Annotated in this window: 14 protein-coding genes and 1 pseudogene; 12 read left to right on the top strand and 3 right to left on the bottom strand. The window is 57.8% G+C overall.

From position 1 onward, the window contains the following. Positions 1-269: 269 nt before the first annotated feature. From GYN01_RS08985 to GYN01_RS08950, 8 genes are all read left to right on the top strand, one after another. Positions 270-1,046, top strand: coding sequence for a gamma-glutamyl-gamma-aminobutyrate hydrolase family protein (locus tag GYN01_RS08985; protein WP_203306913.1), 777 nt, complete (start codon positions 270-272; stop codon positions 1,044-1,046). Between the two features lie 36 nt (positions 1,047-1,082). Further along, a complete protein-coding gene (locus tag GYN01_RS08980; protein ID WP_048363986.1) occupies positions 1,083-2,441 on the top strand; it encodes a glutamine synthetase family protein in 1,359 nt (452 codons plus the stop codon). 56 nt (positions 2,442-2,497) lie between these two features. Next, positions 2,498-3,862, top strand: coding sequence for an aspartate aminotransferase family protein (locus tag GYN01_RS08975; protein WP_048363987.1), 1,365 nt, complete (start codon positions 2,498-2,500; stop codon positions 3,860-3,862). A gap of 184 nt (positions 3,863-4,046) precedes the next feature. After that, complete coding sequence (locus GYN01_RS08970) at positions 4,047-5,159, top strand: polyamine ABC transporter substrate-binding protein (protein WP_048363988.1); 1,113 nt, start codon at positions 4,047-4,049, stop codon at positions 5,157-5,159. Between the two features lie 232 nt (positions 5,160-5,391). Continuing rightward, a complete protein-coding gene (locus tag GYN01_RS08965) occupies positions 5,392-6,486 on the top strand; it encodes a polyamine ABC transporter substrate-binding protein (RefSeq protein WP_048363989.1) in 1,095 nt (364 codons plus the stop codon). 68 nt (positions 6,487-6,554) lie between these two features. Next, the gene (locus tag GYN01_RS08960; RefSeq protein ID WP_048363990.1) at positions 6,555-7,697 is read left to right on the top strand and encodes an ABC transporter ATP-binding protein; all 1,143 of its coding nucleotides are present in this window, start codon (positions 6,555-6,557) and stop codon (positions 7,695-7,697) included. Continuing rightward, entirely contained in the window at positions 7,694-8,614 is a 921-nt protein-coding gene (locus tag GYN01_RS08955; RefSeq protein ID WP_048363991.1) for an ABC transporter permease subunit, read from the top strand. Before GYN01_RS08960 ends, GYN01_RS08955 begins: the two co-directional genes overlap by 4 nt. Next, positions 8,611-9,501, top strand: a complete 891-nt coding sequence (locus GYN01_RS08950; RefSeq protein WP_048363992.1) for an ABC transporter permease subunit — start codon at positions 8,611-8,613, stop codon at positions 9,499-9,501. Before GYN01_RS08955 ends, GYN01_RS08950 begins: the two co-directional genes overlap by 4 nt. Before the next feature lie 92 nt (positions 9,502-9,593). Here GYN01_RS08950 and GYN01_RS08945 read toward each other — a convergent pair whose 3' ends face one another. Beyond that, positions 9,594-12,359, bottom strand: coding sequence for an RHS repeat-associated core domain-containing protein (locus GYN01_RS08945; RefSeq protein ID WP_203306912.1), 2,766 nt, complete (start codon positions 12,357-12,359; stop codon positions 9,594-9,596). 301 nt (positions 12,360-12,660) lie between these two features. Then, entirely contained in the window at positions 12,661-13,041 is a 381-nt protein-coding gene (locus tag GYN01_RS08940) for a COG4315 family predicted lipoprotein (protein ID WP_048402279.1), read from the bottom strand. Between the two features lie 153 nt (positions 13,042-13,194). Here GYN01_RS08940 and phoB point away from each other — a divergent pair, with 153 nt between their 5' ends. The 3 genes from phoB (at position 13,195) to GYN01_RS08925 (ending at position 16,714) form a co-directional block, all read left to right on the top strand. After that, on the top strand, positions 13,195-13,887 hold the full coding sequence (gene phoB / locus GYN01_RS08935) for a phosphate regulon transcriptional regulator PhoB (protein WP_048363994.1): 693 nt from the start codon (positions 13,195-13,197) through the stop codon (positions 13,885-13,887). A gap of 42 nt (positions 13,888-13,929) precedes the next feature. Next, positions 13,930-15,252 (top strand): phosphate regulon sensor histidine kinase PhoR, encoded by a 1,323-nt coding sequence (phoR, locus tag GYN01_RS08930; protein ID WP_048402278.1) that lies wholly within the window; start codon positions 13,930-13,932, stop codon positions 15,250-15,252. Positions 15,253-15,373: 121 nt separating this feature from the next. Continuing rightward, the gene (locus tag GYN01_RS08925) at positions 15,374-16,714 is read left to right on the top strand and encodes a hemolysin family protein (RefSeq protein WP_048363996.1); all 1,341 of its coding nucleotides are present in this window, start codon (positions 15,374-15,376) and stop codon (positions 16,712-16,714) included. 28 nt (positions 16,715-16,742) lie between these two features. Here the strand turns inward: GYN01_RS08925 and GYN01_RS22825 are convergent. Then, positions 16,743-17,207: pseudogene (locus tag GYN01_RS22825) on the bottom strand (M23 family metallopeptidase); the annotation flags it as partial. 562 nt (positions 17,208-17,769) lie between these two features. Between GYN01_RS22825 and GYN01_RS08915 the strand changes: the two are divergent. Further along, positions 17,770-19,077 (top strand): CitMHS family transporter, encoded by a 1,308-nt coding sequence (locus GYN01_RS08915; RefSeq protein ID WP_048363997.1) that lies wholly within the window; start codon positions 17,770-17,772, stop codon positions 19,075-19,077. Positions 19,078-19,138 lie beyond the last annotated feature (61 nt).

Below are 19,138 nucleotides of genomic sequence, written 5' to 3'. Positions count from 1 at the left end.
CCTTTGTTGTTAAAAATATCAATCATTGAGCGCTACGGGTTTCAGTCAACCCGAACGGCATACCGAAGTCAAGCAGCCTATTTTTTGCCCTAAAAAAGCGCTTAAAGGGCATTTTTGACGCTTTTTAGAGCGTCTGATGCCTAAAAAAAAGCGTGCCGCCCGCAGGCTTGAGCGGGCCGTATTGTATTTTTTACGGGAGTGTTGTGTAAAAAAATGAACAAGGCTAAGCTCGATTCAAACCCATAACAGCAATAATACCGGGGTGTTACATGTCACGCCTGCCGTTAATCGGCGTCACCGCCTGCACCAAGCAGATCGGTTTGCATCCTTATCACATCACCGGTGACAAGTACGTGCGAGCAGTTGCGGTGGCAGCCCAAGGCTTGCCTCTGATCGTTCCGTCTTTAGCGGAGCTGATTGATCCGAACGATATTCTTGACGGTCTGGACGGCCTGCTATTTACCGGGTCACCTTCCAATATCGAACCTCATTTGTATAACGGTCCTGCCAGCGCGGCCGGCACGCTGCACGATGCTGACCGTGATCGCACCACACTCCCCCTGATTCGCGCGGCACTGGCTGCCGGCGTTCCCGTGCTCGGCATTTGCCGTGGCTTTCAGGAATTGAATGTAGCTCTCGGCGGATCGCTTCACCAGAAACTGCATGAAGTCGAAGGCTTTATCGAGCACCGTGAAGACCCGAGCGCGCCAGTCGATGTGCAGTACGCCCCCAGCCACGCCATGCACGTTCAACCCGGCGGCGTATTGGCGGGCTTGGGCTTGCCTGCCGAGTTCGACGTCAACTCCATCCACACTCAGGGCCTTGATCGCTTGGCCCCCGGTTTACGGGTGGAAGCTACAGCACCCGATGGCCTGGTAGAGGCCGTCTCGGTCGAGGGCGGCAAGGCTTTTGCTTTAGCTGTTCAGTGGCACCCCGAATGGCAGGTAAGCTCTAACCCGATTTACCTCGCCATCTTTCAGGCATTTGGCGATGCCTGTAGAAGGCGCGCAACCCAACGCGACGCCGATGCGTCAGTAAACGCCTGACTAATTCAAGTCAGGACACTCAGCCCAGAGGCATTTATGAGTAACAACCTCGACCAGCTCACCGATTGGTTGAAAGACCACAAGATCACAGAAGTCGAATGCATGATCGCCGACCTTACCGGGATTACTCGCGGGAAGATTTCGCCGACCAACAAGTTCATTGCCGAAAAAGGCATGCGCCTGCCCGAGAGCGTATTGCTGCAAACCGTAACGGGCGACTATGTCGAAGACGACATCTATTACGAACTCCTCGATCCGGCCGACATTGACATGGTCTGCCGTCCCGATCAGAACGCCGTATTTCTCGTGCCTTGGGCAATTGAGCCTACGGCTCAGGTGATTCACGACACGTACGACAAACAGGGCAACCCGATTGAGTTGTCGCCGCGCAACGTGCTGAAAAAGGTCCTCAAGCTCTATGCCGACCACGGTTGGCAGCCGATCGTGGCGCCAGAGATGGAGTTCTACCTGACCAAGCGCAGCGACGACCCGGACTACCCGTTGCAGCCGCCTGTCGGTCGTTCCGGTCGCCCCGAAACTGGCCGCCAGTCCTTCTCTATAGAAGCTGCCAACGAATTCGACCCGCTGTTCGAAGACGTCTACGACTGGTGCGAGCTGCAAGAGCTGGATCTGGACACACTGATCCACGAAGACGGCACCGCGCAGATGGAAATCAACTTCCGTCACGGCGATGCGCTGTCGCTGGCCGACCAGATTCTGGTGTTCAAGCGCACCATGCGCGAAGCCGCACTCAAGCACGACGTGGCCGCCACCTTCATGGCCAAGCCCATGACCGGCGAGCCTGGCAGTGCCATGCACTTGCACCAGAGCATCATCGACATCGAAACCGGCAAAAACGTCTTTTCTAATGAAGACGGCAGTATGAGCCAGCTGTTCCTCAATCACATCGGCGGCTTGCAGAAGTTCATTCCAGAGCTGTTGCCGCTGTTTGCACCGAACGTGAACTCCTTCCGTCGTTTCTTGCCTGATACCTCGGCACCGGTAAACGTGGAGTGGGGCGAAGAGAACCGTACGGTAGGTTTGCGTGTGCCGGATGCCGGCCCACAAAACCGCCGCGTCGAGAACCGCTTGCCGGGCGCCGACGCCAACCCGTACCTGGCGATTGCGGCCAGCTTGCTGTGTGGCTACATCGGCATGGTTGAAGGCATCAACCCGAGTGCACCGGTGGTGGGGCGCGGGTACGAACGCCGCAACCTGCGCTTGCCGCTGACCATCGAAGATGCCCTGGAGCGTATGGAAAACAGCAAGACCGTCGAGAAGTACCTGGGCACCAAGTTCATCACCGGCTACGTCGCGGTGAAACGTGCCGAGCACGAAAACTTCAAGCGCGTCATCAGTTCGTGGGAGCGGGAATTCCTGCTGTTCGCCGTCTGACACGCCGGAGCCGCGCTTGGGAAGCGCGGCTCCCCACTGAATAAAGGAGAAGCCGTATGACTAACAAGAACCCGCAAACCCGCGAATGGCAAAACCTCAGTAATGATCACCACCTGGCGCCGTTCAGTGACTTCAAACAATTGAAGGAAGTTGGCCCACGCATCATCACTCACGCCAAGGGCGTGTATTTGTGGGACAGCGAAGGTCACAAGATTCTCGACGGCATGGCCGGCCTGTGGTGTGTAGCAATCGGTTACGGGCGCGATGAACTGGCAGACGCTGCCAGTCAGCAAATGCGCGAATTGCCGTACTACAACCTGTTTTTCATGACCGCTCACCCCCCGGTGCTTGAGCTGTCAAAAGTCATTGCCCAGATTGCGCCTGAAGGCATGAACCACGTGTTCTTCACCGGCTCCGGCTCCGAAGGCAACGACACCATGTTGCGCATGGTTCGCCACTACTGGGCGATCAAAGGCCAACCGAACAAAAAAACCATCATCAGCCGCAAAAACGGCTATCACGGTTCGACCGTGGCCGGTGCCAGCCTGGGCGGCATGACCTATATGCACGAACAGGGCGACTTGCCGATCCCGGGCATCACGCACATCCCGCAGCCTTACTGGTTCGGTGAAGGCGGTGACATGTCCCCGGAAGAGTTCGGCATCTGGGCGGCCAATCAACTGGAAGAAAAAATTCTCGAAATCGGCGTCGATAACGTCGGTGCCTTTATTGCCGAGCCGATTCAGGGCGCAGGCGGCGTGATCGTGCCACCTGATACCTACTGGCCGCGCATCAAAGAGATTCTGGCCAAGTACGACATTCTGTTCGTGGCCGATGAAGTGATTTGCGGTTTTGGCCGCACAGGTGAGTGGTTTGGTAGCGATTTCTACGGCCTCAAGCCCGACATGATGACCATCGCCAAGGGCCTGACCTCGGGCTATATCCCGATGGGTGGTCTGATCGTGCGCGACGAAGTGGTGGCGGTACTGAACGAAGGCGGCGATTTCAACCACGGCTTTACCTACTCCGGTCACCCCGTAGCGGCAGCTGTTGCGCTGGAAAACATCCGCATCCTGCGCGACGAAAAAATTATCGAAAAAGTGCAGGCCGAAACGGCACCGTATTTGCAAAAGCGTTTACGCGAACTGAACGATCACCCGTTGGTGGGCGAAGTGCGCGGCGTTGGCATGTTGGGTGCCATTGAACTGGTACAGGACAAAGCCACGCGCAAACGTTATGAAGGCCGTGGGGTTGGCATGATCTGCCGCCAGTTCTGCTTTGATAACGGCCTGATCATGCGCGCCGTGGGCGACACCATGATCATTTCGCCCCCGCTGGTGATCAGCAAAGACGAGATCGATGAGCTGGTAACCAAGGCTCGCAAGTGCCTGGATCTGACCTTGGAAGTGCTTCAAGGTTAACTGCAAGGCTCCGAGCGTAAGACAACTACCGCTTTTACGTAGGTAATTACGCTCTAAGCCTTAAGAATAAAGGCTCTTCCCTTGAAAGCCTGCCCCGGAACTTGCCAGACTAGCCGCCGGCTTTAGTCACCCTGATCTCAGGACGCTGAATCGGTGGTTTAAAAGAATAAGTGGAGCATTACAGATGAAGGCATCAGGTTTTAAAAAAGCTGGCAAGACCCTTCTCGCCCTGTCTTTGATGGGTGTGATGGCGGGGGCAGCGCAGGCAGCCGACAAAGTGCTGCACATCTACAACTGGTCCGACTACATCGCACCCGATACCGTGAAAAAGTTTGAAGACCAGACCGGTATCAAAGTGGTGTACGACGTGTTCGACAGCAACGAGACCCTCGAGGCCAAGCTGCTGGCGGGCAAGTCCGGCTACGACATCGTCGTGCCGTCTAACAACTTTCTGGCCAAGCAGATCAAGGCCGGGGTTTACCAGGAGCTGGACAAGTCCAAGCTGCCCCTCTGGAAAAACCTCGACCCTGCGTTGCTCAAGGCCGTTGGCGATGCCAGCGACCCGGATAACAAACACGCGTTCCCGTACATGTGGGGCACCATTGGCATCGGCTACAACCCTGAAAAGGTCAAAGCGGCCCTGGGCGTCGACACCATTGATTCATGGGACGTGCTGTTCAAGCCCGAGAACGCGGCCAAGCTGAAAAGCTGTGGCATCAGCTTCCTGGACTCGCCGACCGAAATGATCCCGGCTGCCTTGCATTACTTGGGCAAGCCCACCAACTCGACCAACAAGGATGACTTGAAAGCAGCGGAGGACCTGTTCCTGAAAATCCGTCCTTCGGTGGGTTACTTCCACTCCTCCAAGTACATCTCCGACCTGGCCAACGGCAACATCTGCGTCGCCGTGGGCTACTCGGGCGACCTGGAACAGTCGATTTCCCGCGCTAAAGAAGCCGGCGACAAGGTCAAGCTCAAGTACGTGATCCCGAAAGAAGGTGCTGGCAGCTTCTATGACATGGTCGCCATCCCTAAAGACGCCGAAAACGTTGAGGCCGCCTACGCCTACATGAACTTCCTGATGCAGCCTGAGGTGATGGCCGAAATCACCAACAGCGTGCGCTTCCCCAACGGTAACAAGGCTGCAACGCCGCTGGTGAATAAAGACATCTCGGGCGACCCGAGCATCTACCCGTCCGACGAAGTGAAAGCCAAGCTGTATGCGATCAGTGACTTGCCGCCTACCACCTTGCGCCTGCTGACGCGTAGCTGGACCAAAATCAAGTCCGGTAAGTAACTCGACACCCTGTAGGAGCGGTCACAGGCTGCGATCTTTATAAACGTTCAACAGATCGCAGCCTGCGGTTTAGGGTGAAATCAGCGCTAAATCAGGGCATTACAGCAATAAATCGCAGAAAACTTTGCTGTGCACGTTTATCGAGGGTAAGTTGCGCGCCGGTTTTGTCTTTGGCGGTTCTACTGCCGTGTGACGCGGGCAACTCAGGCCCAACTATTTTGAGGACCATCACGTGTCTACATCTTTGTTTCGCAGGACCTTGCTGGTCGGCGCTGGTTTGACGCTTGCCGTCAGCGTACAAGCAGCACCTACCGTGCACATTTACAACTGGTCGGACTACATCGCGCCGACCACGCTGGTGGATTTTGAAAAGGCCACGGGCATCAAACCGGTGTATGACGTCTTCGATTCCAACGAAACGCTGGAAGGTAAACTGCTGGCCGGGCGTACCGGTTATGACGTGGTTGTGCCGTCTAACCACTTCCTGGGCAAGCAGATCAAAGCGGGCGCGTTCCAGAAACTCGATCTGGCGCAACTGCCCAATTATTCCAACCTTGACCCGGCCCTGCTCAAGCGCCTTCAGGCCAACGATCCGGGCAACCAATATGCCGTGCCGTACCTGTGGGGCACCAATGGCATTGGTTACAACGTGGACAAGGTCAAAGAAGTGCTGGGCGTCGACACCATCGACTCCTGGGACGTGGTGTTCAAGCCCGAAAACATGAAGAAGCTGCAAAGTTGCGGCGTTGCTTTTCTGGACTCGGCAGATGAAATGCTGCCCACCGTACTCAACTACCTGGGGCTGGATGCCAACAGCACCAACCCCAAGGATTACAAGAAAGCTGAAGAAGTGCTGATGTCGGTGCGTCCATACGTCACCTACTTCCATTCCTCCAAGTACATTTCCGACCTGGCCAACGGCAACATCTGTGTCGCCATTGGTTTCTCCGGCGATGTGTTCCAGGCAAAAGCGCGTGCCGAAGAAGCCAAAAAAGGCGTCAACATCGCCTACATCGTGCCCAAGGAAGGCGGCGCCCTGTGGTTTGACATGCTGGCGATCCCCAAAGATTCCGGCAACGTCAAAGAAGCTCACACCTTCATCAACTACTTGCTCAAGCCTGAAGTGATCGCTCAGGTCAGTGACTATGTCGGCTATGCCAACCCTAACCCGGCCGCCGACAAGGTGATGGATGCGTCCATTCGTGCCGACGAAGCGGTTTACCCAACCCAGGCGGTGCTGGACAAAACGTACGTTTCCACCGAACTACCCCCGAAAGTGCAGCGTCTGATGACGCGCACGTGGACCAAGGTCAAAACGGGTAAATAACCCCCGCGACCGCCTATCCAAGGCCTGGCTATTGAAGTCGGGCTGCTAAATTTGTTGGGAGTTTCGTAATGGCTGTTGCCTCCGGCGCCTATAAGAAAGCCCTCGAGGGCGACCAGACACCTAAACAGGTGCTGGTCAAAATCGACCGGGTCACGAAAAAATTCGACGAGACGATTGCGGTGGACGACGTGTCCCTGGAAATCAACAAAGGCGAAATCTTCGCCTTGCTCGGCGGATCGGGATCGGGCAAATCCACCTTGCTGCGCATGCTCGCCGGTTTCGAGCGCCCAACAGAGGGCCGTATTTTCCTCGACGGTGTAGACATCACTGATATGCCGCCGTACGAACGGCCGATCAACATGATGTTCCAGTCCTACGCCTTGTTTCCGCACATGACCGTGGCGCAGAACATCGCGTTCGGCCTCAAGCAGGACAAAATGTCCGGCGCCGAGATTGATGCGCGCGTGAACGAAATGCTCAAGCTGGTGCACATGAGCCAGTACGCCAAGCGCAAGCCGCATCAATTGTCCGGTGGTCAACGTCAGCGTGTGGCCCTGGCCCGTTCGTTGGCCAAACGCCCGAAACTGCTGCTGCTCGACGAGCCGATGGGCGCGCTGGATAAAAAGCTGCGTTCGCAAATGCAGCTCGAACTGGTTGAAATCATCGAGCGCGTGGGCGTGACCTGCGTCATGGTGACCCACGACCAGGAAGAGGCCATGACCATGGCCCAGCGCATTGCGATCATGCATTTGGGCTGGATCGCGCAAATCGGCAGCCCGATCGATATTTACGAAACCCCGGTCAGCCGGTTGGTGTGCGAGTTCATCGGTAACGTCAACCTGTTCGAGGGTGAAGTGGTCGACGACGCGGAAGGCTATGCGCGCATCAACTGCCCGGAGCTGGAGAACGACATTTATGTCGGTCACGGCGTCAGCACCTCGGTTGAAGACAAGCACACCACGTACGCGATTCGCCCGGAAAAAATGCTCGTCACCACCGAGAAGCCGACCTGCGAATACAACTGGTCGCGCGGCAAGGTGCATGACATCGCCTACCTGGGCGGCCACTCGGTGTTCTACGTCGAGCTGCCGAGCGGCAAACTGGTGCAATCGTTTGTGGCCAACGCCGAACGCCGTGGCGCGCGTCCTACCTGGGACGACGAAGTCTACGTGTGGTGGGAAGACGACAGCGGCGTGGTACTGCGCTCATGAACATGCGAAAACTTAAACGCCGTCTGCAACGAATAACCCCCAAGGGCCGCCATGCGGTGATCGGGATTCCATTCCTGTGGCTGTTTTTGTTCTTCATGTTGCCGTTTTTCATCGTCCTGAAAATCAGCTTTGCTGAAGCCGACGTCGCGATCCCGCCGTACACCGAGATCTACAGCTACATCGACCAAAAGATCCAAATCCTGCTGAACCTGGGCAACTACGCCATGTTGGGCGACGATGAGCTGTATATCGCTGCCTACCTTGGCTCGTTGAAGATGGCCTTTTTCAGCACGGCGTTATGCCTGCTGATCGGCTATCCAATGGCTTACGCCATTGCCAATGCGCGCAAAGAGATGCAGACCGTGCTGGTGCTGCTGATCATGATGCCGACCTGGACGGCGATCCTGATCCGCGTGTACGCGTGGATGGGCATCCTCAGCAACAATGGGCTGCTCAACGGCTTTTTGATGTCGATGGGCTGGATCAGCGAACCGTTGCAGATCCTCAACACCAACATTGCGGTCTACATCGGCATCGTCTATTCGTACCTGCCGTTCATGATCCTGCCGTTGTACGCCAACCTGGTGAAGCACGACCACAGCTTGCTGGAGGCCGCGTCTGACCTGGGTTCAAGCACCATCAACAGCTTCTGGAAGATCACCGTTCCGCTGTCCAAAAACGGCATTATCGCGGGCTGCATGCTGGTGTTTATCCCGGTGGTGGGTGAGTTCGTGATCCCGGAACTGCTGGGCGGCCCCGAAACCCTGATGATCGGTAAAGTGTTGTGGCAAGAGTTCTTCAACAACCGTGACTGGCCGGTAGCGTCTGCGCTTGCCGTGGTCATGCTGGCGATCCTGATCGTGCCCATCATCCTGTTCAACCGCAGCCAGGCTAAAGAGCTGGAGGGCAAGATATGAATCGCGTCCGTTTTTCGAGCTTCATGTTGGTCGTCGGGTTGCTGTTCATCTACCTGCCGATGTTGATTCTGGTGATCTACTCGTTCAACGCCTCCAAACTGGTGACGGTATGGGGCGGCTGGTCGCTGAAGTGGTACACCGGCTTGCTGGACAACACGCAGTTGATGGGTTCGGTGATGCGCTCGCTGGAAATCGCCTTGTACACGGCGATTGCAGCGGTCGCGCTGGGCACGTTGGCCGCCTTCGTGCTGACGCGTATCAGCCACTTCAAGGGCCGCACCCTGTTTGGCGGTCTGGTGACCGCACCGCTGGTCATGCCTGAAGTGATCACCGGTCTGTCATTGCTGCTGCTGTTTGTCGCGATGGCGCAAATGATTGGTTGGCCGCAAGAGCGCGGCATTGTCACCATCTGGATCGCCCACACCACGTTCTGCTCGGCCTATGTGGCCGTGGTGGTGTCATCGCGCCTGCGTGAGCTGGATTTGTCGATCGAAGAAGCCGCGATGGATCTGGGTGCCAAACCGTGGAAAGTGTTCTTTCTGATCACCATCCCCATGATTGCGCCGTCGCTGGCGGCGGGCGCCATGATGTCGTTTGCCTTGTCACTGGATGACCTGGTCCTGGCCAGCTTCGTGTCCGGGCCGGGTTCCACGACCTTGCCGATGGAAGTGTTCTCGGCGGTACGTCTGGGGGTTAAGCCCGAGATCAACGCCGTGGCCAGCTTGATTTTGCTGGCGGTGTCGCTGGTGACCTTTATGGTGTGGTTCTTCAGCCGTCGTGCGGAGGAGCATCGTAAAAAGGCTATTCAGCAAGCCATTGACGAATCGGCGGCAGAGTCGTGGAAGCAGCCTGATGTACGCCGTCCCAAGTCGCCTAACGCCGTTTAAGGCCGCGCTATAAAAAACCTCGCCTCCTGTAACAGGGAGGCGAGGTTTTTTATGGGCGCTGGGTCTGTTCTGGGGCACAGTGCTTTCATTGACTAATGCCCGCTCTTGCGCTTGTGCCGGGTCAGACTGCCCTTCAAGGTGAACGTCCTGTGACAACCCGCAGTGTTGCACCAGAAACGTGGTGCTTGTGTATGAATACTTTGATGCTTCTTTAGGTTGCTCCCATCTGCAAAGCTTTTTGTGCAGCCAGGTTCAGGGCATGAGTAAGGTTTCTCACCTGTATGAGTCCGCTGGTGCAGCCTTAGATGTTCCTTCAGCGCAAAGTTTTTTGCGCATCCAGGCTCTGAACATGCGTAAGGTTTTTCGCCTGTATGAGTTTGCTGGTGCCTCTTTAGATTACCTGCCTGCTTAAAGGTTTTGGTGCAGCCAGGCTCAGCGCACGCGTAAGGGGCCTCCCCCGTATGAACGCGGGTGTGGATTATCAGGTTGTGGTTGCTGAAAAAGCTTTTATTGCAGTCAGGGGTACTGCACTTAAAGCGCTTCTCTTTTGGCGCAGCAGGCACTTTGAATGTGCCCTGCGTGGACGTACCAGGCTGTGGTTTTGCGGCAACGGGAGCTAATGTTTCAACGATTGCTGCGTATTGTTCTTGCAAACTGAGTGTCGGTAGCAACGTCTCATCAAAATCGCTCAGAGACGGCGCTGGCGAGGGGGGGGGAGAAGGAGCGGGAGAGAATAGACTGGTATCAAAATCACTCAGAGACCGAGCAGGTGATGACGGCCTTGACCCACCCACATTGGTAGGTTGCAGAGATTCAGACCCAGCCGCGTCGGGAATCAGGCTCCCGTCCGCTCGCCGTTTGATCTGCCCATCCGTATCGACATGACCAATCGGGTCATTGCCCACAAACCCATACCCATTGAGCCCATCAACAGTGCCCCCAGGGTCAGGGTTCAGCCAGCGCCTTAGCCACGGCGCGTAGTAGCGGTAACCGTAGTAATACAAGCCCGTGGCATCACGTTCCTTACCCGAGTAACGATGGGTATTGTAGGTGGCCTCAATCGCACTTTTTGCCGCCCACCAGGCCGTGGCGCCATAGGGGTAATAGCCCTCGTGGTTGAGCAGCGCGGCTTGCTCGTCGAGTTCCAAGGTGCAACTGCCGCTCAAGTCCGACAGGCTGAAACGCACTTGTTCGTCGGCTGTTTGCGCAGGCCGATGTTGCTCCCATTGCAGGGCTCTGACGGTGGTACGCCCGGTCTCGATGCAGAGCACGCTGAGCCACTGTTCGCTGGCATGGTCGCGACGCAGTTCAAGCCCCGGCAAGTACATGACTTCGCGGGTGTGGGTCAGGCTTTTGGCCTTGCTCAACCGTCGTTTGAGCACGCGTTGACCGGCGCCATCGTAGGTGTAGGTTTCTTCATCGCACTCACCGTCCTCGCGCAACACCTGTGTTACTTGCGACAGTTGGTTGCGCAAGCTCCAACTCATCACTTGGCCTCGTGCCAGGGTGTGCTGATTGCCGCCCTGATCGAAGCCACGGCCCAGCCCCGGGTTCGCGTTCGGTGTCTCCAGCAGGCTGTGATTACTATGAGCTGCCACGTTCATACGCTGGGTATAACCCTGGCCGGTGGAGGGCACATGCTGCATCTGCAACAGATTGCCAGCCGCGTCGTAGTGATAATGACGGGTGTAATTACCCCAAGGCGTATTTTGCGTGGCGCCGAACAAGACCAGCCCCGGCAAGGTTGCCTTACGGTTGTTCTGAACGTTTTCGCGGCCGGTGGCCTTGGTCAGTTGATACAGCGTGTCGTACTCATACTGACTCACGGCATCGATTTTGGCGTTACTGAACCAGGCTGTCGGTTGGGCGGCGTCCTGAATGCTGATCACATTGCCAGTGCGGTCATAAGAGTAGGTCAGGTCTTGCAGCACACGGCCCCTATTGTGCGACTGATAGACCTTCATCTGCTGTAAACGGCCGTCTGCCTCATGGTGGCTGGCCATGGTGGTAGCACCGTTTCCGGCGCGTTCAGAGATCACTTGGCCCTGCGCGTTATACACCCTGCTGTCCACCAGCACCTTGCGTTTTCCGCTGCTGAACTGCAGCGTGATCCGGCTCAGTTCACCGTCGATACCGTATTCGGAAAACCGCCGGTTGCCTTTGGCGTCGACCTGTTCTCGCACCGCATTAAGCGCGCTGTAGTGCCAGGAGCTGGTGAACGGCTCCGGCGCCAGCAACTGCTCGCGTGCTGTTATGAGTGCGGGCCAGTTGAGCGCGGTGTGTGCCTTGACAAAACGGCGAGACTGCTGCGTGACGGCGCCATTGAGCCCGTAGTGTTCGTAACGCACGCTGCCTGCCGGATCATCGTGGCGCAACAGCCGGCCGCTACAGTTAAGCGCCGCGTACTCGGGGGTTGCGCCCGCATACGTCAAGTGCTCAATACAGGCTTCGAAGGGGTCATCCTGCGCTTGCTCAAACACCGCCACCTGCCTGAGCATGCGGTCGTATTCATGGCGTTGCAGCCCGCCGCGAGCGTCCCAGCTTTTGACCGGCTGACCGGCACTGCCCAGCAGTGAAACGCGCCATCCGGCATCGACACTGTCGTTGCGCAGCACCTGCCCGGACAGGCTCAAGCGCTGGCTGAAATTGGGTTTTATACCGGCATCCGTGGCGTGCAAGGTGTGCAGGCGCGGGTCCCACTGCTCCTGCAAGAACCCGGTGTGGCCGAACACGCTGCGTGTGACTCGGGCAAACGGTGCTTCCTCGGCGCGCACGCGGTGGTAAGCCACCTTACGCACGCAGGCCCCTCTGGGGTTGAGGGCGGCGAGGGAGGGGGTGTGGTGATGTAAGGAAGCCATACGTGTGACCTGATTGGCACAATGATCCAATCAGATTAAAAGAGAGAGTTTCACCAGAGGCAGTAGTTATGTATGGCCGTTGGGCGGGGGTAGCGTTTTTGCTTTCCGTGCTCAACCCACTATAACGATGGGCTTGCACCGTTGTAGTCGCTGTCGAGGAACGAGGCTGCGATCAATCGCGAAGCGGTCGTAAAATTCCACGAGGCAGTGTGTCTGCAATACCAGGCTGGATGGTTTTACGACGGCGGCGCAGCAGGACGCAGCCTCGCATGACGGGTCAGTGGCTACAGGGTTGCGTCCGTTAGGGTTTGGCCACTTTCCACGCGCCATCCATTTTGCCGTCCCCGGTCTTGTCCCCGGCTTTCTTGTCCATGACAAAGGTGTACAGCGGCTTGCCGTTATAGGCCCACTGCATCTGTTGGTCATCACGAATAAGGGTGGTCCATTGACCCTCGCCTTTGTCCGTGCTTTCAGCTTTGAGCGGCGGCCAATTTTTGGCGCATTCGTCATTGCACTTCGATTTGCCTTGCTCATCTTTGGCAAAGGTGTAAAGCGTCATGCCGCGGTGATCTACCAGCACACCGTTTTGGGTCATCGCCGGTTCTGCGGCAAAGGCCAGGCCAGGCAGCGCCAATACAGCGCCTAAAAACAGTGACTTCAGGGAAAGCGAGCTGTGAGTCATCGGAATCGTCCTCTAGGTGGTTGTACGATTTGAACCTACAAGCGTAGTTCACTCGCCCTTCGAACGTGGCGCTTGCCCAAAGTTGTCACACGACTGCAATAATTCCGTTATCTAATGCGCCACAAGACAGTTAAATGACATGGGGATTACGGCATGGTTGGCAGGAGCATTCTGATTGTTGATGACGAGGCACCGATCCGCGAAATGATCGCAGTCGCCCTGGAAATGGCGGGCTACGACTGCCTCGAAGCAGAGAATGCTCAGCAGGCCCACGCGATCATCGTCGACCGCAAACCTGATTTGATCCTGCTCGACTGGATGCTGCCCGGCGGCACCTCCGGCATTGAGTTGGCCCGACGCCTCAAGCGTGAAGAAATGACCGGCGATATTCCGATCATCATGCTCACGGCCAAAGGTGAGGAGGACAACAAGATCCAGGGCCTGGAAGTCGGCGCTGACGATTACATCACCAAGCCGTTTTCCCCACGCGAGCTGGTAGCACGCCTTAAGGCCGTGTTGCGTCGCGCTGGCCCGGCCGATGGCGAGTCGCCGATTGAAATCGGCGGCTTGCTGCTCGATCCCATCAGCCATCGCGTCACCATCGACGGCACGCCCGCCGAAATGGGCCCCACTGAATACCGCCTGCTGCAATTTTTCATGACCCACCAGGAACGCGCTTACACCCGTGGCCAGTTGCTCGACCAAGTATGGGGCGGCAACGTTTATGTCGAAGAGCGCACCGTGGATGTGCACATTCGCCGTTTACGCAAAGCGCTCGGCGAGGCGTACGAGAATCTGGTACAAACCGTGCGCGGCACGGGTTATCGTTTTTCGACCAAAGCCTGATTTGCACTTTCAGACTCAACGCCAAGCAAGGACCCGCGCGACGTGAATCAAAACTGGCATAGCACGCTGATTCGTCATTTGTTGCTGTTGGTCACCGCCTGCCTGTTGATCGGCCTGGTCAGCGGTTATTACGGCTGGAGCCTGGCCGCAGGTGTGACGCTGTACTTGGGCTGGACGCTCAAACAGCTGTTACGTCTGCACGACTGGTTACGCAATCACCAACCCGACGAAGCCCCCCCTGATGGCTATGGCCTGTGGGGAGAAGTGTTCGACAGCATTTATCACCTGCAACGACGCGACCAGCGGGTACGCGGGCGCTTGCAAGCTGTGATCGACCGCGTGCAAGAGTCCACCGCAGCGCTCAAAGACGCCGTAGTGATGCTCGACAGCGACGGCAACCTCGAATGGTGGAACCGCGCCGCAGAGACCTTGCTGGGCCTCAAGACGCCACAGGACAGCGGCCAGCCCGTGACCAACCTGGTGCGTCACCCGCGCTTCAAGGAATATTTCGAACAGAACAGCTACGCTGAGCCGCTGGACATCCCTTCGCCGGTCAACGATCACCTGCGTATACAGCTCTACATCACCCGCTACGGCAACAATGAGCACTTGATGCTGGTACGCGATGTCACGCGCATTCATCAGCTCGAACAAATGCGCAAAGATTTCATCGCCAACGTCTCCCACGAATTGCGCACGCCGTTGACAGTGATCTGTGGCTATCTGGAAACCCTGCTCGATAACGTCGACGACGTGAACCCGCGCTGGAAGCGCCCGCTGTCGCAAATGCAGCAACAGGGCGAGCGCATGCAAACGTTGCTCAACGACCTGCTGCTACTGGCCAAGCTGGAAGCCACCGATTACCCGTCAGACAACCAGCCGGTGCAGGTCGAGCGTTTATTACGCACAGTCAAAAGCGACGCACAGGCGTTGTCCGGTCAGCGCAACCAGACCATCACGCTGGAGGCGCAGGCCGATGTAGCGCTCAAAGGCAGTGAGTCTGAGCTGCGCAGTGCGTTTTCGAATCTGGTGTTTAACGCGGTCAAATACACCCCGGACGGTGGGAGTATTCGGATCCGCTGGTGGGCCGACGCCTTGGGTGCGCACCTGAGCGTGCAGGATTCCGGGGTCGGAATCGACAGCAAGCACTTGCCACGCCTGACCGAACGTTTCTACCGCGTTGACTCCAGCCGCCATGCCAGCACCGGTGGCACCGGCCTGGGCCTGGCCATCGTCAAACATGTGCTGCTGCGCCATCGTGCGCGCCTTGAGATCAGCAGCGTGTTGGGCCACGGCAGTACGTTTACCTGCCATTTCGCTCCGGTTCAGGTGACAAAAACCCTTAGCGTGGACCCGATCGACTGAGCCATGCGGCGTTAGCCCACTAGGCAAGGGCCACGTCAGTCGTTACATTGCTTGCCATGTGCCTGTCGTTCAGGCACCTGACCCTCCCTATTTGAAACAACGGAACCATTAAAACTCCATCATGGACCCTTCCCCTGGCTTGACCCTCGCCACACTGTTCGCCGATTTCGGCATGATTCTTTTTGCACTGATCCTGGTTTTGCTCAACGGCTTCTTCGTTGCGGCCGAATTTGCCATGGTCAAACTGCGCTCCACCCGGGTCGAGGCCATTGCTGACCAGAACGGCTGGCGCGGACGTATCCTGCGCACCGTGCACAACCAACTCGATGCTTACCTCTCGGCGTGCCAACTGGGTATCACCCTGGCATCGCTGGGCCTGGGCTGGGTCGGCGAGCCGGCGTTCGCGCACTTGCTGGAGCCGCTGCTCAGCGCCTTGGGCGTTGAATCGGCCGAAGTGGTCAAGGGCGTGTCGTTCTTTACCGCCTTCTTCATCATTTCGTACCTGCACATCGTCGTCGGCGAGCTGGCGCCCAAGTCTTGGGCCATTCGTAAACCCGAGGCCCTGTCGCTGTGGACGGCCGTGCCGCTGTACCTCTTCTATTGGGCCATGTACCCGGCCATTTACTTGCTCAACGCCAGTGCCAACGCGATTCTGCGGATTGCCGGCCAAGGTGAGCCGGGCGCCCATCACGACCACGCCTACAGCCGCGAAGAGCTCAAACTGATCCTGCACTCCAGCCGTGGTCAGGACCCCAGCGATCAAGGTATGCGAGTGCTGGCGTCGGCGGTCGAAATGGGTGAGCTGGAGGTGGTCGACTGGGCCAATTCGCGCGAAGACCTGGTGACCCTTGATTCCAAGGCGCCACTCAAAGAAATCCTGGCGTTGTTCCGCCGCCACAAGTTCAGCCGCTACCCGGTCTACGATGCCGAAAACAACACCTTCGTCGGGCTGTTGCACATCAAGGACCTGTTGCTGGAGCTGGCTGATCTTGATCACCTGCCCGAAACCTTCAACCTCGAAGAGTTGACCCGGCCACTGGAGCGCGTGTCGCGCCATATGCCGCTGTCGCAGTTGCTCGAACAGTTTCGCAAGGGCGGCGCGCACTTTGCGCTGGTCGAAGAAGCTGACGGCAAGGTCGTGGGCTACCTGACGATGGAAGACGTGCTCGAAGTGCTGGTGGGCGACATTCAGGACGAACACCGCAAGGCCGAGCGCGGCATTCTGTCGTACCAGCCGGGCAAGCTGCTAGTGCGGGGCGACACGCCGTTGTTCAAGATCGAGCGCTTGCTCGGCGTTGACCTGGACCACGTCGAAGCCGAAACCGTCGCAGGCTTGATCTACGACACCCTCAAACGGGTGCCCGAAGAAGAGGAGCTGCTGGAAGTCGAAGGTCTGCGCATCATCATCAAAAAGATGAAAGGCCCGAAAATCGTCTTGGCCAAAGTCCTCAAGCTGGACTAACCCCCACGCGTAAACCGGTCAGGGGGTATTACCTGCCGAGCGCAAAGTTCGGCAGGCCCTGCAGCGGTTGGTTGAACTGAAACGGGATCGACACCCAGCCCAGCCCCGAGTTGCGTTGCACCACAAAGTGCAGATGCGGCCCGTTGCTGTGGCCGGTGTTGCCAGACAGACCCAATACACTCCCCAGCTTCACCTGTTGCCCCACCTGCACCCGCACCGATCCACGGCTCAGATGCAGGTACACCCCGGTGCTGGCGTCGCTGTGCAGCACCCGCACAAAATTGCCTGATGGGCTGGGCCACGCGCCGCTCTGGCTGTTCTCCAGATCCAGCACCCGGCCCGCGCGCGCCGCGATGATGGGCGTGCCCTCGGGCATGGCGATGTCCATCGCGTATCGGCTGCGCACGTCCTGATGGCTGTAAGACCCGCCGGGGCCTTGGGTCAGACGGAACGGTCCACCTCGCCACGGGAAGGGATAACGCTCGCCCTGCGCCACCCACGGCACGATGGGTGCCGACAGGCGCGGGCGGTTGCGGATCAGGCTCTGCCCCGGCACATACCCCAGCGCGGGGTTGTCCGGCACCCAGGCGCGACGTTTGACGGGTTTGGCCGGACGTTCATTGCAGGCCCGCGCAGCATGGGGGTCGGGCGGTGTACTGAATGCACAGGCCGCTGGCGCCGTGAGTGTGAGCAGCAAACCCCCACCCGCTAGCCACATCAACGCCTTGGCCGAATGCCGCTGCGGTGATTCGCGCATGGAGCTGAAACCCTTCACAGGCAAGTCCTTCACACCAGGGCTGGCGCATTGCAATCAGCCTGTGATTAAACATATGCCAGCGCGTAGGAATAATCCGCTACCAGTGGTCAGACTCTTTTCTTTAGGCCCGTTCGCTCAGGTATTTCAGCGCCACCGCTCAGAAAACTTACTCGTGAAAGCGGGATGAAAGGAATCATCACTAGCATCCCGTCACCCCCGGCATTAGACCGGCTGGCCAGAGCCGCGGTGTAAGCCGTTGCCAGCGCCCACTCGACAACAATAAGAATGGTGATTGTTTATGCTGACCTTCCTTGGCTTTGCCATGGTCATTACGTTTATGTACTTGATCATGACCAAGCGCCTGTCTGCGCTGATCGCGTTAATCCTGGTACCGATCCTGTTCGCCGTCTTCGGCGGTTTTGCGCCCAAAATCGGGCCGATGATGCTTGAAGGCATTACCAAGCTGGCCCCGACCGGGGTGATGCTGATGTTTGCCATCCTCTATTTCGCGCTGATGATCGACTCCGGCCTGTTCGACCCGGCGGTGCGCAAAATCCTCAAGCTGGTAAAAGGCGACCCGTTGAGAATCAGCGTCGGCACCGCTGTGCTGGCGCTGGTGGTGTCGCTGGACGGTGATGGCGCTACCACCTACATGATTTGCGTGGCCGCGATGCTGCCGCTGTACAAGCGCATCGGCATGAGCCCGCGGATCATGGCGGGGCTGATTATCCTGGCCGGTGGCGTGATGAACATGACGCCGTGGGGCGGCCCGACGGCGCGGGCAGCGAGTGCGCTGCATGTCGACCCTTCTGACATTTTTGTACCGATGATCCCGGCCATGCTCGCAGGCTGTGCGGCGATTTTGGTCATCGCCTGGTGCTATGGCTTGCGTGAGCGTGCGCGCCTGGGTGAACTGCACCTGCATGGCGACGAAGTGGACCACAGCGAAATCAGCGTCTCGCAGTTCCCGGATGCCCGCCGTCCCAAACTGATCTGGTTCAACGGTGCATTGACCCTGGCGTTGATGATCACCCTGATCGCTGGTCTGCTGCCTTTGCCGGTGTTGTTCATGGTCGCGTTCAGCATTGCGATGATCGTCAACTACCCGTGCCTGCAACAGCAAAAAGACCGCGTGGCCGCCCATGCTGGCAGCGTGTTATCCGTGGTCGGGTTGATTTTCGCCGCGGGTATTTTCACCGGCATCCTCTCGGGTACCGGCATGGTTGATGCCATGTCCAAAAGCCTCCTGGCCGTGATTCCGCCAGCGATGGGGCCGTACCTGGCCGTGATCACCGCCTTGGTCAGCTTGCCGTTCACCTTCTTCATGTCCAACGACGCGTTCTACTACGGCGTGTTGCCGGTATTGGCCGAAGCTGCCAGCCATTACGGCATCACCGCCGTCGAAATGGCCCGCGCCTCGATTGTCGGTCAGCCCGTGCATTTGCTCAGCCCGTTGGTGCCGTCGACCTACTTGCTGGTGGCCTTGGCGGGTATCGAGTTTGGCGATCACCAGCGCTTCACGCTCAAGTGGGCCGTTTTAGTGTGCCTGTGCATTTTGGTGGCAGCCTTACTGCTGGGCACCTTCCCGCTCTACAGCACGCTCTAACCCGCACTATTCGTAGGAGATTGCCGAAGGCTGCGAGCGGTTCAACGATCGCAGCTTGCGG

It is taken from the genome of Pseudomonas weihenstephanensis, assembly GCF_016812185.1.
Classification (GTDB): domain Bacteria; phylum Pseudomonadota; class Gammaproteobacteria; order Pseudomonadales; family Pseudomonadaceae; genus Aquipseudomonas; species Aquipseudomonas weihenstephanensis.
Note: the sequence above shows the minus strand (reverse complement) of the source record. Positions and strands in the feature narration are given on the sequence as shown.

Excerpts from the sequence above, each read along its gene's own strand:
- GYN01_RS08940 (WP_048402279.1), bottom strand. The coding sequence starts at position 13,041 with ATGACTCACAGCTCGCTTTCCCTGAAGTCACTGTTTTTAGGCGCTGTA.
- GYN01_RS08915 (WP_048363997.1), top strand. The coding sequence starts at position 17,770 with ATGCTGACCTTCCTTGGCTTTGCCATGGTCATTACGTTTATGTACTTG.
- GYN01_RS08985 (WP_203306913.1), top strand. The coding sequence starts at position 270 with ATGTCACGCCTGCCGTTAATCGGCGTCACCGCCTGCACCAAGCAGATC.
- GYN01_RS08945 (WP_203306912.1), bottom strand. The coding sequence starts at position 12,359 with ATGGCTTCCTTACATCACCACACCCCCTCCCTCGCCGCCCTCAACCCC.
- phoB (WP_048363994.1), top strand. The coding sequence starts at position 13,195 with ATGGTTGGCAGGAGCATTCTGATTGTTGATGACGAGGCACCGATCCGC.
- GYN01_RS08980 (WP_048363986.1), top strand. The coding sequence starts at position 1,083 with ATGAGTAACAACCTCGACCAGCTCACCGATTGGTTGAAAGACCACAAG.
- GYN01_RS08970 (WP_048363988.1), top strand. The coding sequence starts at position 4,047 with ATGAAGGCATCAGGTTTTAAAAAAGCTGGCAAGACCCTTCTCGCCCTG.
- GYN01_RS08960 (WP_048363990.1), top strand. The coding sequence starts at position 6,555 with ATGGCTGTTGCCTCCGGCGCCTATAAGAAAGCCCTCGAGGGCGACCAG.
- GYN01_RS08955 (WP_048363991.1), top strand. The coding sequence starts at position 7,694 with ATGAACATGCGAAAACTTAAACGCCGTCTGCAACGAATAACCCCCAAG.
- GYN01_RS08950 (WP_048363992.1), top strand. The coding sequence starts at position 8,611 with ATGAATCGCGTCCGTTTTTCGAGCTTCATGTTGGTCGTCGGGTTGCTG.
- GYN01_RS08975 (WP_048363987.1), top strand. The coding sequence starts at position 2,498 with ATGACTAACAAGAACCCGCAAACCCGCGAATGGCAAAACCTCAGTAAT.
- GYN01_RS08925 (WP_048363996.1), top strand. The coding sequence starts at position 15,374 with ATGGACCCTTCCCCTGGCTTGACCCTCGCCACACTGTTCGCCGATTTC.